This is a genomic window from Cupriavidus sp. 05L310 (genome assembly GCF_056398185.1).
In genome coordinates this window covers 24,215-38,960 of record NZ_JBFTOX010000030.1, presented here as the reverse complement: position 1 = coordinate 38,960, position 14,746 = coordinate 24,215, and the positions used below count along the sequence as shown (strand labels likewise).

At 65.8% G+C, this 14,746-nt stretch carries 14 protein-coding genes; 3 read left to right on the top strand and 11 right to left on the bottom strand.

Features of this window, described 5'->3' with window-relative positions:
* Window positions 1-47: 47 nt before the first annotated feature.
* From AC1DS6_RS21875 to AC1DS6_RS21865, 3 genes are all read right to left on the bottom strand, one after another.
* On the bottom strand, window positions 48-818 hold the full coding sequence (locus AC1DS6_RS21875) for an enoyl-CoA hydratase/isomerase family protein (RefSeq protein WP_477103067.1): 771 nt from the start codon (window positions 816-818) through the stop codon (window positions 48-50).
* 5 nt (window positions 819-823) lie between these two features.
* Window positions 824-2,065, bottom strand: coding sequence for a CaiB/BaiF CoA transferase family protein (locus AC1DS6_RS21870; RefSeq protein WP_477103066.1), 1,242 nt, complete (start codon window positions 2,063-2,065; stop codon window positions 824-826).
* A gap of 92 nt (window positions 2,066-2,157) precedes the next feature.
* Window positions 2,158-3,132, bottom strand: a complete 975-nt coding sequence (locus AC1DS6_RS21865; RefSeq protein WP_477103065.1) for a Bug family tripartite tricarboxylate transporter substrate binding protein — start codon at window positions 3,130-3,132, stop codon at window positions 2,158-2,160.
* Between the two features lie 217 nt (window positions 3,133-3,349).
* On the opposite strand from AC1DS6_RS21865, the gene AC1DS6_RS21860 reads away from it, so the two are divergent.
* Window positions 3,350-4,321 (top strand): LysR family transcriptional regulator, encoded by a 972-nt coding sequence (locus AC1DS6_RS21860; RefSeq protein WP_441628330.1) that lies wholly within the window; start codon window positions 3,350-3,352, stop codon window positions 4,319-4,321.
* A gap of 114 nt (window positions 4,322-4,435) precedes the next feature.
* On the opposite strand, the gene AC1DS6_RS21855 is transcribed toward AC1DS6_RS21860, so the two are convergent.
* The 5 genes from AC1DS6_RS21855 to AC1DS6_RS21835 form a co-directional block, all read right to left on the bottom strand.
* Window positions 4,436-5,221, bottom strand: coding sequence for a DUF4410 domain-containing protein (locus AC1DS6_RS21855; protein WP_477103064.1), 786 nt, complete (start codon window positions 5,219-5,221; stop codon window positions 4,436-4,438).
* 288 nt (window positions 5,222-5,509) lie between these two features.
* Entirely contained in the window at window positions 5,510-6,838 is a 1,329-nt protein-coding gene (locus AC1DS6_RS21850; RefSeq protein ID WP_477103063.1) for an ATP-binding protein, read from the bottom strand.
* On the bottom strand, window positions 6,838-7,551 hold the full coding sequence (locus AC1DS6_RS21845) for a response regulator (protein ID WP_428179362.1): 714 nt from the start codon (window positions 7,549-7,551) through the stop codon (window positions 6,838-6,840). Before AC1DS6_RS21845 ends, AC1DS6_RS21850 begins: the two co-directional genes overlap by 1 nt.
* A gap of 26 nt (window positions 7,552-7,577) precedes the next feature.
* Entirely contained in the window at window positions 7,578-7,871 is a 294-nt protein-coding gene (locus AC1DS6_RS21840) for an EF-hand domain-containing protein (protein WP_441628322.1), read from the bottom strand.
* Window positions 7,872-7,933: 62 nt separating this feature from the next.
* Window positions 7,934-8,872 carry a hypothetical protein gene (locus AC1DS6_RS21835; protein ID WP_441628320.1) on the bottom strand — a complete coding sequence of 313 codons (939 nt, stop codon included), beginning with the start codon at window positions 8,870-8,872 and terminating at the stop codon, window positions 7,934-7,936.
* A gap of 318 nt (window positions 8,873-9,190) precedes the next feature.
* Here AC1DS6_RS21835 and AC1DS6_RS21830 point away from each other — a divergent pair, with 318 nt between their 5' ends.
* Window positions 9,191-10,108 carry a sterol desaturase family protein gene (locus AC1DS6_RS21830; protein ID WP_441628318.1) on the top strand — a complete coding sequence of 306 codons (918 nt, stop codon included), beginning with the start codon at window positions 9,191-9,193 and terminating at the stop codon, window positions 10,106-10,108.
* Between the two features lie 62 nt (window positions 10,109-10,170).
* Here the strand turns inward: AC1DS6_RS21830 and pip are convergent, their stop codons facing one another.
* Entirely contained in the window at window positions 10,171-11,130 is a 960-nt protein-coding gene (gene pip, locus AC1DS6_RS21825) for a prolyl aminopeptidase (RefSeq protein WP_477103062.1), read from the bottom strand.
* A 245-nt stretch (window positions 11,131-11,375) separates the two neighbouring features.
* On the bottom strand, window positions 11,376-12,707 hold the full coding sequence (locus tag AC1DS6_RS21820) for an aminotransferase-like domain-containing protein (protein ID WP_477103061.1): 1,332 nt from the start codon (window positions 12,705-12,707) through the stop codon (window positions 11,376-11,378).
* On the opposite strand from AC1DS6_RS21820, the gene AC1DS6_RS21815 reads away from it, so the two are divergent.
* Window positions 12,706-12,900 (top strand): hypothetical protein, encoded by a 195-nt coding sequence (locus tag AC1DS6_RS21815; protein WP_477103060.1) that lies wholly within the window; start codon window positions 12,706-12,708, stop codon window positions 12,898-12,900. The genes AC1DS6_RS21820 and AC1DS6_RS21815 overlap by 2 nt on opposite strands.
* 161 nt (window positions 12,901-13,061) lie before the next feature.
* Here the strand turns inward: AC1DS6_RS21815 and gdhA are convergent, their stop codons facing one another.
* Window positions 13,062-14,405 (bottom strand): NADP-specific glutamate dehydrogenase, encoded by a 1,344-nt coding sequence (gdhA, locus tag AC1DS6_RS21810; RefSeq protein ID WP_477103059.1) that lies wholly within the window; start codon window positions 14,403-14,405, stop codon window positions 13,062-13,064.
* Window positions 14,406-14,746: the final 341 nt, after the last annotated feature.

Below are 14,746 nucleotides of genomic sequence, written 5' to 3'. Positions count from 1 at the left end.
GTCCGCGTGGCGCTTATCGGCGATTGCCGAATGCCGATTGCCGGACATCAAGTTTGCCAGCGGGGCTTGCGCTTTTCCACGAACGCCGCGAGGCCCTCTCTTGCATCTTCGGTCGCGATGACGTTGCCAAACGACTCGACAGCGGTAGCCACGCCGCGACGGTAGTCGGAGTCGTTCGCACGCATGAATGCCAGCCGCCCCATCCGCATGATCTCCGGCGACTTCCGGCACAGGACCTGCGCCAGTGCGCGCGCCTCTTCCATGACGTCCTGCTCGGGAACCACGCGGCTGACCAGCCCCAATGACATGGCTTCCCCTGCGTCAAAGGTGCGCCCCGTGAACAGCAGGTCAAAGGCGCGGTGCCGGCCAACGATGCGGGGCAGATGTGTGTAGTGAATGGCCGGCGTCAGCCCGACATCGATTTCCGGATAGCCGAAGGAAGCCGTATCGGCGGCGACAATCATGTCGCAGTGAATGGCCAATGTCATGCCACCGCCGCGCGCGGTGCCGCCAACCGCTGCAATGGACGGCTTGCCAAGGCGGAATTGCGCATCGCACAAGCCGTTGTACAGCTTGTCGACCAGCGCGTAGCTGCGTGCTGGCGAAGCGCCAACCAATTCGCCCAGCTGCAGCCCGGCGCAGAATCGCCGTGGCACCGCGCTGCCAAGGATCACCGCGCGTACCGCGCTGTCTTCGGCCGCGCGGTACAGCGCCTGCAGCAAGGCGTCAATCATCTCTTCATTCAGCGCGTTGACGGGTGGGCTGTCGAGCAGGATTTCCGCGACGCGGTCGCGAACCTCATAGGAAACGGAAGACATGGCAGTCACTGGTCCGTAAGTGGCAAAGCTGTGGGCCCGAGGCTGGCTTCGGGGGCGTTGGCGGCAGCGACCACGCCGCTGGCCTTGAGTTCGGCAATGGTGCCGGGTCCATAGCCAGCCTGGCGCAACACCTCATCGGTGTGCTCGCCGAGCAGGGGGGGCGGACGGTATGCCTTGCGGTCTTCACCGCGAAAGCGGACTGGCAGGCCGATGTTGCGGATCTTGCCGAGCACCGGGTGCTCGGACTCGACAATCAGGCCGCGCGCATCCAGCTGCGGATGCGCCAGCGCCTCGCCCAGCGTATGAATCGGGGCACAAGCCACACCGGCTTTGCGCAGCGCATCCAGCCAGTACGCAACCGGCTGCGTGACGATTCGCGCCTGCACCATGGCCACGGTTTCGTCGAAGTGCGCGACGCGTGCCGCGTTGGTGGCAAACCGGGGTGCGTCGACGGCGTCATGCAGCCCGGCAACCGCGCAGAAACGCCGCCACTGGGCATCGTTGCCGACGCCGATCATGACCGGCCCGTCGGCGGCCTCGAACACCTGATAGGGCGCCATGGCTGGATGCGCTGTTCCCATGGGCCGTGGCAGCTTCCCGCTGCACCAGTAGTTCTGCGCCAGATAGCCCATGAACCCCATGGCCGTGTCCAGCAACGACACCTCCAGCAGCATGCCCTTGCCGGTCTTCTGGCGCTCGAGCAGCGCGGCCAGGATGCCGCTCAGAGCGTGCATGCCGGTACCCAGGTCCACTGGCGAGAAGCTCGCGCGCGCGAGCTTGCCGCCGGATTCGCCCATGGTGCTGACCATTCCGCTGAACGCTTGCAGCATCACATCGTAGCCAGGCTCCTTGCCTAACGGCCCCGCACGCCCGTAGCCTGAGATTTCGCAGTAGATCAGCGCCGGGTTCCGCGCCGACAGCGTCTCGTAGTCCACGCCCAGCCGGGCGGCGGCTCCGCTGCCGAAGCCCTGCAGCACGATGTCGGCGCGGGCCGCCAGCGTTTGCACGATCTGCCTGCCCTCCCCGGTCTTCAGGTCAACCGCCAGGCTGCGCTTGTTGTGGTTGACGGCCAGGAAGGTGGCAGACTCGCCGCGGTCCTGTGGCAACCACGCGCGCGTGTCATCACCGCGGCCCACCGGCTCGACCTTGATGACTTCGGCACCCAGCTCTCCCAGGTATTGGCCGCACAGCGGGCCGGCGAGCACCTTGCTCAGGTCCAGTACGCGAATTCCCTGTAGTCCAGTCATGTGTATCCATCCGGAGCGGTTCGATGCCGGCACCGTACCGCGCGCGGCATGGTGCCAACGTACGGGGCCGGATTGCGGCCCCGCGGGCTACCCTATTCGGGCTTGATGTCGATGGAACGCGCCAGCGCCGTCCAGCGTGCGGAATCGCGGTTGACAAAGTCCTGGACCTCCGCCGGCGCCAGTTGGAACGGTTCGGCGCCGCGCGCAACCAGGGCCTTGCCGAAGGCGGCATCCTGGGTACATTCGGCAACGGCCTCGCGCAGCGCCCTCACGACAGTGCCCGGTGTCCTGGCCGAGACTTGCAGCGAAAGCCAGAACTTGAGGTCCAGCGCCGGGTAGCCAGCTTCCTGCAGCGTCGGCACATCCGGCAGCAGGGGGGAACGGGCGGCCGAGGTGATTGCCAACGCCTTGAGCTTGCCGCCCTTGATCTGGCCGATGCATGTGGTCATGCTGTCAAAGAGAAAGTCCACATTGCCCGCCATGACATCGCTGCTGGCTGGCGCGCTGCCCTTGTAGGGCACCGGCACGGCGCTGAATCCGGCCTCCTTCAGCAGCAGGGCGCCATAGATGTGCGGGGAGCTTCCGGCGCCATAGGTAGCGTAGCTGAGGCGGTCCGGCCGCTGCCGGCCAAGCCGGACCAGGTCGCCCAGGCCGCTGACATCGAGCTTGGTGGGGTGTACCACCAGCACGTTCGGCACGGTGGCGATCACGCCGACGGCCGTCAGGTCGCGCCGTGGCTGGAAGCGCAGGTCGGGAAACATCAGCGGGTTGACGGCATGCATGCCTACGGTGTTGAGGAGGATCGTATAGCCATCGGCGCTCGCATCCAGGACGCTTTGCGTACCCAGGTTGCCGCCGGCTCCGGGCTTGTTCTCCACCACGACCGGCTGGCCAAGCTTCTGTGCCAGCGGCAAGGCGATCTGCCGCGCCACGAAATCACCGGGCCCGCCGGCCGCAAATGGCACGACCAGCCGGATTGGCCGCGAGGGCCACTGGCTCGCCAGGAGCGGGCGCGACAACAGCGCGACACCTGTGCCTGCCAAAAAAGTACGGCGAGTGATTCTCATCACATCTCCCATCAATGTCGGCGCCGATCCGCGTACGCCGCGCGGCGGGCCCAGGACCGCACTATTGCTTTCCGCGGGATATATGTCCAAGATATATTCTTTATGCCGGCTATCATTTCGCGATATACCCTCGGAACCGGGGGGTTGCGAGACTGGACTGGCGCAGTCGCACGCGTCGGCATAGCACCGGCAGCGATGATGGGAGACAGCATTGGGAATGCCGGTAGATCTGCGTGGGTTGCAGTGCTTCCTTGCCGTGGCGACGGCAGGCTCGATCTCTCGTGCGGCGGAAGTCCTGCACATCGCGCAGCCCGCCCTGAGTATCCAGATCAGGCATCTGGAAGAAGCGCTGGGCGTGGCGTTGTTCACGCGCAGCCACAAGGGCGTGGTGCCGACCGCGGCTGGCCAGCGCCTGGCGATTCACGCCCGCGACATCCTGAGGCGACTCGACATTGCCTGCGAGCACGTGCGTGACGTGATGAACGATCCCGAGGGCCGGGTGGCGATCGGCCTGCCGCAATCGATGGCCAAGATCCTGACGGTTCCGCTGGTCCGGGAGACCATCCGGCGCTGGCCCAAGGTGCGGCTGCAAGTCATTGAACTCAGCACGGGCTACATCCCCAGCCACCTGCTGACCGGACATATCGACATCGGCCTGACGTTCCAGAACAAGACCGATTCCGGCCTGCTGTGCAGCCATCTGGTAGACGAGGATCTTGTCCTTGTGGCGCCAGCGGGGCAGTTCGCCAGCGGCGGCAAAAGCGCCATGCCGCTGACCAGGACTGTCCGCTTCCGGGACCTGAGCAAGTATCCAATGATCCTGCCTGCCGGTGAGCACGGACTTCGCGCCCTCCTCGACGGCTATCTGCGGGCACACGAAGTCGACCTGCGCATCCTGGCCGAAGTCAATACCATCCCGGAGCTGATTGCACTGGCGTCGGCGGGTATCGGCTACACGGTGCTCTCCTACGCGTCGGTCTCCTCCGAAGTGCTCCAAGGTCTGCTGTCGGCAGCACGCATCGGTCAGCCAGCCGTTTCACGCCCGGTCTACCTGTGCCGCTCGGCCACCATGCCGCTGTCGATTGCGGCGTCCGCGGTGCAGGAACTGCTGGTGGAAACCGTGCATGCCCTGATTGCGGATGGCAGCTGGCCAGCGGTCATGCATGCCAGACAACAAACAGCGACATAGCGCGGCCTGCCGCCTCAACAAGTCACAAGACCAGACAAGTCGCCCAGATCAAATCCGTATCCGGGATCAGCCATTTGGTCCAGGCAGCGGCCGCGCATTGCTCGCATGCTCCCCTCAATCCGCCTGCCCGACCGGCATCCATCCGTTCGCAGAGATCGCGGCCGCCACCTGTTTCGCAATCGAATCGCCCAACCGCGCGGCATCCGCGGAAATGCTGTCGCGCTTCGCCTCGGACATGCCATGCAGGCCCGAGTCCGCCGCGGCGGACTCCGCGAGATGGCCCGCGGCCGCGCCGACGCCGGCAGTCTCGGCCACGCCCGGCATGTGGCCGCTGTCCGCATCGGCGGAGAAGCTTCGCAGCAGCACCGGCGAACCGTTCGCGGGCTTGTACATGATCTGGACCGATGCGCGAACCTCGCTCTTGCCGGCGCCAAGACCGACCAGCAAGCGACGCCGGCGCGTACCCTCATCGATCTTCTGGAAGCCTCCCTCGACGATCAGCGCATTGCTGTCCGCGGGCACGGGGCCGTCCGCGCGTACCGCGTGCAGCCCCATCGACTGCAGTTTGCGCACGATTTCGTCAGACACCTGCTCACGCGCTTCGCGCGCCGTCTGGGACTGCTCGCTGGCGGCCGAACCGCCAGCGGCCATCGTCTTCAGCTTCTGGCCCATGCCGCTGTCCAGTTTCACCTGATCCGGGCTCGCATCGAACGAATACACATAGATGACGTCCGCGCGCACCTGCGCCTGGACGCTGGCCTGGCTCACGCCTTGATTCACGCCTTGATTCACACCTGTATCGCCCCAGGCACAGCCCGCCGTCAAGAGCGATGCCGTCGCGAAAGCTGCAACCGCCACGCGCGTGGCGCGGTCTGCGAGGGATTTGAATGAAGTCTGCATGTCGATCCGTCCTCGGCACCATCGTGCCGTCAATTGCCGTAAAGCCGTAAAGCCGTAAGAATGTCGCCGACAATCATTCGATCCGCAGGATCACAAGCCATCGGAGATCACGCCTGCCAGGGTGCGGCTCATTGGCTATCGGAGTCAGCCGCAACCCGCTGAAGCCAGTATGGGAGAAACCGGCTACGCCCGCCATGCGGCAATTATGTCGCCCGATGTCACCCTTGCCTTGCGCTCGGGCATATGGGACACATGGCTGCGTCGATGCGTGGATGCGTGAGCTCGGCTTTACGCGGAATGCCGGTCAAGCGGCAATGCCACGACCGCTTCGAGACCGCCACCGTCGCGTGCACGGAACTGCAGTGAGCCGCCGTGCAGGCGCGCGATGCGTTCGACGATCGCGAGCCCGAGGCCGGTGCCGCCCGAATGGCCGCGCGCGTTCCTGCCGCGGCTGAAGGGTGCCTTGAGCTGCTCAAGCTCCTCCGCGCCGAGGCCGCTGCCCCGGTCGCATACGGCCACATACGCCGACTTGCCTTCGGCCCAGGTATGGATGAAAAGGCCGGTTCGGCCGTAGACGACCGCGTTCTGCAACAGGTTCATCAGCAGGCGCATCAGGCTCACCGGCCTGAACGAAATCGCCGGTATGTCGCCGAGCGACAGCTCGAATTCATGCCCGAGCCCCGCAAAATCCGCCGCCAGCTGACTGACGAGCGCATTGAGATCGCCAGGCTCCGGCACCTCGCGTTCGCCGCTGCCCGCGTAGTCCATGAACTGCTGAAGGATCGTGTCGATCTGATCGAGATAGCCTTCCACCGATGCCACGAAGGGTTCGTCGGCGCCGCGCGGAATCGCCATCGCCATCGCGAGACGCAGCTTGGTCAGCGGCGTGCGGATGTCGTGCGACACGCCGGCCAGCATCAGCGTGCGCGTCGCATCGGCCTGCTGCAATGCCTGCGTCATCTGGTTGAACGCGCTGCTTACCTGGGCGATTTCCGTCGGTCCGTCGGTGGGCAGCGGCACCGGGGCTTCGCCGGCGCTGAGGTGACGCGCGGCCCGCGCCAGGTCCTGCAGCGGACGGTTGATATGCAGCTGGATCAGATAGCCCGTCAGCGCCGCGAGCAACGCGAAGGCCACTGAAAGCACGAGCGCGGCGGTGATGCCGCTCGCCTGTGCGTCTTCGGCCACCGGCAAGGCGATCCAGCTGGGCGTGCCGGCGACGTGCACGCGAATCCATAGCCGCTCCCCGTCGCCCGTCTGCCATCGCACCGGCATGTCCGGGGGCAGATAGCGTTGCAATGCATCGACGAAGACGTCGCGCTGATACGTACGAAAAATACGGATCGGACTGGGGTGCGGATCCTGTACCACATGCTCCGGCGGCTGCGCCTGCCCACCGAGCCGCGCGGCTGCCGCGCGGCCCTCATCGGGCGGCATGGCGGCAAACACGCCGTCGAGCAGCTTCACGTAATCGGAAAAGATGTTCGCCGCGCGTTCGATGTGCGGGCGCTGCACGAAATGCAGCAAGACAATGAGCGAACAGACCTGCGTGAGCATGACCAGCCCCACCAGCAAGGCGATGTTGCGCGCGAGCAGCGAACGGGGCAGCGCGAGCCGCATTACGACTCGATGCCGGCCACCAGCATGTAGCCGACACCCCACACGGTCTTGATGAAGCGCGGCTTGGAAGGATCGTCTTCGACGATCTGGCGCAGCCGCAGGATCTGTACGTCGATGCTGCGGTCGAGCGCGTCGTGATCGCGGCCGCGGGCCCGCGCAAGCAGGTTATCGCGGCTCACCGCCCGGTTCGGCGACGAGCCCAGCGCATGCAGCAGCAGCATCTGCGCGGAATGCACCTCGACCGGTTCGCCGCGGCGCAGCAGCGTCTGCTTGCCGACATCGAACTCGAATTCGCCGAAGCGCAGGGTCTGCGAGGTCACGGTCGGATCGCCCGCCGCCATTTTCTGGCGGCGCAGCAGTGCGCGGATCCGTGCCACCAGTTCGTCCGGCACGAACGGCTTGGCGAGATAGTCGTCGGCGCCGGTCTCGAGCCCGGCCACCCTGTCGACCGGATCGCCCTTCGCGGTCAGCATCAGGATCGGCAGCGTCTGTCCCGTGGCGCGCAGCCGGCGGCAGATGGTCAGGCCGTCTTCCGGCTCCATCATCAGGTCCAGCACCAGCAGGTCGTATGGCTCGCGTTGCAGATAGCGGTCGAGCTGCTTGCCGTCGGCGATCACGCGCACCTGGAAACCGTGCCCGGTCAGGAACCGCTGCAGCATGTTGCGCAACTCGGCTTCATCATCGAGCACGATAATCCTGTTCACCTGCTCCATGGCGCGTCTCCGGCGATGGCCGGGAATCAGCGGGCCATCATTTTCTGACTCAGGTATTGCTCGATCTGCGGCAACGTGACGTAGCCGGCCCGCTGCGTGTCGATTTCGTCGAAGCGGCTGGCGACCATCGGCATGCCGGCCGCTGCCTGGTCTCGGGTCAGCTTGCCGTCGTGCGTCGTGTTGGCAGTGGCGAAGCGCGTCTGCAATTGCTGCATCGCACGCTCAACCCTTGCGCTGTTTCCTGCGGGCGGCGCGACGCTCTGGGCGGACGCACCTGCTGAAACAATACACAAAATAAGCATCGCGATCATCTTCTTCATGGCTTTCTCCGTGGTTTAGCCGACCCTCGCCGGCGGCGTGGGTGATCGATCCGATACTGCGGTCACGCCCAGTGCGCGGGCACCCAGACGCGGCCGACCCAGTGTCCCGGCACCATTACCGCAGGAGCTGGCGCCCGCGTCACGTAGACGGGACGCGGCGCGTACACAACCTTCGGCGGCAGCGGCGGCGCGACGTACACCACCCTGGGCGGCGGCGGGGCGACGTAGACCGTCTTCGGCGGCGGGGGCGGCGGCACATAGACCACCGGCGGGGGCGGCACATACGCTACCGGCGGAGGCGGCACATAAGCCACCGGCGCAGGCGCGATGACCACCGGCGCGGCACCGACCGCAACCGTGGCACCTACGGTCGTCACCGTGCCACCAGTCGTCACGGTCCCGCCATGCACGACCGTCGTGCCGCCCGCGGTCGTCACGACACCCGGCGCAACGCGGGTCGCGGAGCCCGAGTGCGTGACGGTTTCGCCGTAAGCACCGGTCGCGGTCCCCGAGCGGTCGCACGTAGCGCCGGCGCAGCTGGTCGATGCCGCGTGGCTGACGGTGTTGCCGTTCGAACCGGTGATCGTGCCGGATGACGAGTACTGCCCCGGCGCATCGCGTGTCACGCTGCCCGCCGTGGAAGCGGTCTGTCCGTTGGCCCCGGTGAGGTTGCCCGTATGCGAGCACGTACCGCCCGAGCAACTGGTGTCGCCAGCGTGCTGAACCGATCGGCCGTTCGGTCCGGTTGCCGTGCCGGAGTTCGAAAACTGCCCCGGCGCCGTACGGGACACCGTGCCGGTGTTTGTCGCGAGCCCGCCGTAGGGACCGACGACGCCGCCGGCATGCGAGCAGCTTCCGCCTCCGCATGATCCATAGTGCGCGCCGTTATAGACGCCGTGCGGCGTATAGGCCGTGCCGTGGCCGGACCAGCCCGCGAAGGCCGGGGTGCTGGCGAGGAAGATCAGCGAGGCGGTCGCTGTGAGGAGGTAACGGGGTTTCATCGGATGTCCTTCTGGTTCGGTTCGGGTCAGGTCACGCACCGCGGCGTGGCAACGGGACGAACTATAGAACGACATCGCCAGTTAATCGCCTTGGAAAAAATGTCGCGGTGTTACACCGGACCGCAGAGACGGTGCGCGCCGATTGCCATCCGCCGCGCCCGCAAGCCTCCCCCGCTGGCGGACCGATTCGGTGACATCGGGCGAAATACTTTCCGCCTGTTCCTGGCCGCGCCCGCCCACTAGAGTTGGCTCATCCGGCGCGACGGCGGTCATTCCCGCAGACGGCGCGCCTTCCCCCCGACCTTACCTGTGCTCATCATGCTTACTACCGGAAAAATCACGCTCTATGTCACGTTGTTCATCGTCGCCGTCTCGCTGGTCGAGGCCTGCGTGCTCACGCGAAAGCACCGCAACAGCGGCACGCCGTTCGACTGGAGTGAAACATGGCTGTCGCTGGCCGATCTCGCCGGCCGCAAGTTGTTCGCGCTGCTGCCGCTTTCGCTGGCGACGCCGATCTTCTCTTTCGTCTGGGAACATCGCCTCTTCACGGTCTCGATCAACAGCGCGCTGATGGTGCTGCTGCTGTTTGTCGGCCAGGAGTTCTGCTACTACTGGTACCACCGCGCCTCGCATCGCATCCGGTTCTTCTGGGCGACACATGCGGTCCATCATTCGCCGAACCAGTTGACGCTATCGTCTGCTTACCGGCTCGGCTGGACCGGCAAGCTGACCGGCACGGCGATGTTCTTCGCCCCGCTCGTCTGGCTCGGCGTGCGCCCGGAGGTCGTGCTCGCGACGCTGATGTTCAACCTCCTGTACCAGTTCTGGCTGCACAACACGTGGATGCCCAAGCTCGGCTGGCTCGAATACGTATTCAACACGCCGTCCGCGCATCGGGTGCACCATGCGTCGAACGTCGACTACCTCGACGCGAACTACGGTGGCGTGCTGATCGTGTTCGACCGCCTGTTCGGCACCTATATCGAAGAACGCGCCGACGAACCTTGCCGCTACGGCCTCGTGACGCCGACGCACTCGCGCAATCCGCTCGTCAACCAGTTCGAACACTGGGTCAGCCTCGCCCGGGATATCGCGTCGGCGGGCAATGTGTGGACCGCGATCAACTACGTGATGATGCCGCCGGGCTGGCGTGCGGACGGCACTGGCGAAACCACGGAGAATCTGCGCCGGCAGCACTGCGACGCACGCCACACGGTCTCCGTGAGCAGCAACTGAAAGGGAGCGGCGCGGTCGTGGCGAGTTGCCGGCCTCCGCGCCCCAAGGCTGCCAGCGCCCGGCTATGCCCCCGCCGCCGCAAACCTGTCGGTAGCGGCAACCAGCTGATCAAGGATGCCGGGCTCGGTCCATGCGTGCCCGGCGCCTTCGATCAGATGCAGATCGGCATCCGGCCACGCCTGGTGCAGCGCATAGGCATAGCGAGCCGGGCACGGCATGTCGTAGCGGCCGTGCACGATGACGCCCGGAATGCCGGCAAGGCGAGGCGCGTCGCGCAACAACTGCCCGTCTTCCAGCCAGCAGCGATGCGTGAAGTAGTGGTTCTCCAACCGCGCGAACGCCAGCGCGAAATGACTGTCGGCATGCTTCGCGCTGTTGGCCGGATCGGGCAGCAACGTGATCGTCTCCCCCTCCCACACACTCCACGCGCGGGCCGCCTCCAGCCGCTTCTCCATATCGCTGCCGGTCAGCAGCTTGCGATAGGCGGCCATCATGTTGCCGCGTTCGGCTTCCGGAACGGGAGCCTGGAATCGGGCCCATTTCTCGGGAAACACCTCCGAGACGCCGTATTGGTAATACCAGTCCAGCTCCGCCTGGGAGACGGTATATACCCCGCGCAGCACCAGTTCGCTGGTCCGCTCCGGATACTTCTGCGCATAGGCCAGCGCGAGCGTCGAACCCCAAGAGCCGCCAAAGACGAGCCAGCGGTCGGCGTTGGCCAGCTTGCGCAGGCGCTCGATGTCATCCACCAGATGCCACGTGGTATTGGCTTCCAGCTCCGCGTGCGGCGTGGACCGGCCGCAGCCGCGCTGGTCGAACAGCATGACGTCGTAGCGCGCCGGATCGAACAGGCGGCGGTGATCGGCCGATATGCCGCCACCAGGACCACCATGCAGGAATACCGCCGGCTTGGCGCCGGGCGTTCCAACGCGTTCGTAGTAGACCACGTGGCCGTCACCGACATCCACCGTGCCGGTTTCATAGGGTTCGATAGCGGGATAGAGCGAGCGAAGTTTTGGCATGGATCAGGTCCGGTCAAGGCGTCCGAAATGCCAGAGTGTATCGCCTGCCGCAACATGCAAGACACAGGGAAAACACCCCATCGGCCGGACTACCGAACGCGGCCCCGTACGATTACGCGGCACGGTTGCAGGAGCGGCCTCGAATGGCCGCTCCCGGCCGCCTGGTGCGGAACCTGCCAGACAGCCTCCCGAAGAGATTTGGCCAGCGAATCCTGCCTGTCGGATTTCATCGCCGCATCCGTGGGTCAGTAGGCCTGATCGGCAACAACACGGGCCACCGTTTCCAGGGACTGCTTTAACGTGGACAGGTCGACGGAGCCGAGTGCCAACCGGATGGCATGAGGCACATGCGCTGCCGTCGCGAACGGATGGGCCGTCGACACGGAAATATGCTCGCGCATCAACGCCATCGCGATCGCGTCTGCCCGAACTTCCTGTGGCAGAGGAAGCCAGACGAAGTACGACGCGGGATGGCTGATCCTTTTCAGCCCGCCCAGGACTTCAGTGGCAAGGCCCTGCCGCAGCGTGGCATCCCGCCGTTTTTCGGCTTCGAGCCTGGCCACGGTGCCGTCCTCGATCCAGCCGCAGGCGATAGCCGTCATGGTTGCCGGGGTGTTCCAGGTCGTGGCCCGGATGGCCCGTTCCAGCCTGGGAACCCATTCGCGCGGGGCACAGACGAAGCCGACGCGCAGCCCGGTGGCGACACTCTTCGAGAAGCTGGACACATAGACCGTCGTCTCCGGGGCAAGCGATGCCAAAGGCGGTGGGGCGCCTTCCGCCAGGAACGCGTAGGCCGCGTCCTCGATGAGCATCAGTCCATGCTGACGAGCCATGGCGACCAGTTCCCGACGTCGCCTTGCGCTCATCACCCAGCCGAGCGGGTTATGGAGCGTCGGCATCGCGTACACGGCGCGTACCCGCCGTCGCCTGCACAGCGCCGCCAATGCGTCCAGATCCGGGCCATGTCCTGCGGCGGGAATTGGGGCGAGTTCCAGCCGATTGACCTCGGCGGCAAGCTTGAATCCCGGGTACGTCAGCGCGTCCACGGCCACCACGTCGCCGGGCTCGAGCAAGGCCATGGCGGTTGTCGTCAGCCCGTGCTGCGCGCCGCTCACGAGCAATACGGTTTCGGCCGATGCCGCCAGCCCCCGGCTAGCCAGGTGGCGCGCCACGGTCGCCCGCTCGTGCTCGCGCCCGCCGTGGGGCTGGTATCGAAGCAGGGCCTCCAGATCGCCCGAGGCTGCGAGCTGGCGCAGCGCTGCCCGGAGAAGGTCTGCCTGATCCGGCAACGAGGGATAGTTGAAGCTCAGGTCCACCGTGTCAGCGCTCCAGGCATGCAAGTCAATGCCTTGTCCGCGAGGGAGCGCCTCCTTGACGAACGTGCCGCGACCGGTCTCCCCGCTCACCAACCCCATCGCTTGCAGCTCCGCGTAGACGCGCGTGGCCGTGACCAGCGCCAGTCCTTCGCGAGCCGCGAGCTCGCGGTGCGTTGGCAGTTGCGTCCCGGGACGCAGCCGCCGCGCACGGATATCGGCCGCGAGACGGTCGACCAGTTGCTTGTAGCGGGGCTGAGGCATGCCTGAACGTATCCATGACAATTATTTGAATGTATTGATTATCGGTTCTACGACGGCGCCATACAACGTCTCCACTCGCACGAGGCCCCCCAAGCACATCGCCATCCTGACCTTTGAAGGTTTCAACGCGCCAGTGGGGGAAAAGGAGACCTACGTGACGCGCGCGATGGCGAACATTTTGCCGTTCCTCTAATGCGCACGGCGTCTCGACTTGGGAGGACCCGCCCTGGCCGGCAGCGTGACGCTGCCCATCCTGCGATTCGGCGATACACCCAATAAAAAGCGGGATGGCACCACCGCCCATCCCGCTTCGCTTACCACCAGGCTCCCCGGCTTACCTGCGGAAGCCCGCGTTCAAACCACCCCCTGCGCCAGCATCGCGTCCGCCACCTTCACAAACCCGGCGACGTTGGCCCCTTCCACGTAATTGATATACCCGTCCGCCTTCTGCCCGTAGTGGATGCAGTTGCCGTGGATGTCTTTCATGATGGCGTGAAGCTTCTCGTCGACCTCCGCATGGTGCCACGACAGGCGCATGGCGTTCTGCGACATTTCCAGGCCCGAGGTGGCGACGCCGCCGGCGTTGCTGGCCTTGCCCGGCGCGTAGAGGATGCGCGCGGCGAGGAAGCGGTCGACGGCGTCCAGCGTGGAGGGCATGTTGGCGCCTTCGGCCACGCAGAACACGCCGTTGGCGAGCAGGCGTTCGGCATCGTTGCCGTCCAGCTCGTTTTGCGTGGCGCAGGGCAGCGCCACGTCAGCCGGTACGTGCCAGGGTGTACGGCCGGCTTCGAAGTGCAGGTCTTGCTGCGCGGCAAAATCGGCCAGGCGCCCGCGCGATTCGTTCTTGAAGGCCATCAGCGCGGCGAGTTGCTCGCTGTTCATGCCCTTGGGGTAGTGCAGCACGCCGCCGGAGTCCGATACCGTGAGTACCTTGGCACCGAGTTCGATGGCTTTCTCGGCGGCGTACTGGGCCACGTTGCCCGAGCCGGAGAGCAGAACGCGCAGGCCGCTGAAGCCGCGCCCCCGGCGATGGAGCATTTCCTGCGCGAAATACACCGTGCCGTAGCCGGTGGCTTCGGGCCGCATCAGGCTGCCGCCGAAGGCCATGCCCTTGCCCGTGAAGACGCTGGCGGAGCTGTTGGACAGTTTCTTCATCATGCCGGCCATGAAGCCCACCTCGCGCGCGCCCACGCCGATATCGCCGGCGGGCACGTCGGTATCCGGGCCAAGGTGGCGGTACAGTTCGGTCATCAGGGCCTGGCAGAAGCGCATGACTTCGCCGTCGGACTTGCCCTTGGGGTCGAAGTCGGAGCCGCCCTTGCCGCCGCCCATGGGTAGCGTGGTCAGCGCGTTCTTGAAGGTCTGCTCGAAGCCGAGGAACTTGAGCACCGAGAGGTTCACGGTGGGGTGCAGGCGCATGCCGCCCTTGTAGGGGCCGATGGCGGAGCTGTGCTGCACGCGGAAGCCGCGGTTGACCTGCACCTGGCCGCGGTCGTCGGTCCATGCCACGCGGAACTGGATCACGCGCTCGGGTTCCACCAGCCGCTCCAGCAGCGCTTGCTCGCCGTAGCGCGGATGCTGCTCGACGAAGGGCCACAGCGTCATCATGACTTCCTTCACGGCCTGGAGGAATTCGGGCTGATCGGGGTCGCGCCGGGCAACGCCGGCCAGGAATGTTTCAAGGGAAGCGGATGTCACAAGTGTCTCTTCGATTCGATGTGCTGGTGCTTGGCAGGAGACGGCCGCCACGGATACCTGTCCGGCGGGCGTGCCGAGGGATGCCACGGTGCGCCCGGAACGGCTCGGGCGCGCAAACGCGGCAAAGTCCGGCGGCAGCCGCCGCCGGAGCATGTCAATACATTCAGGATTGGGACTGGATGTATCGCCAGGGGCGAAGCTTAGCATTGGCACGGCCACGCACGACAGTCAAAACACCTTTGATGAGGAGACATATAAAGGCCGCTTGCATGTATTTTTGTGCGATCAACGGCCACATGGAGCGGATCGCAGCGGGAAGCCGCGCGCCGTACAATCGGCGG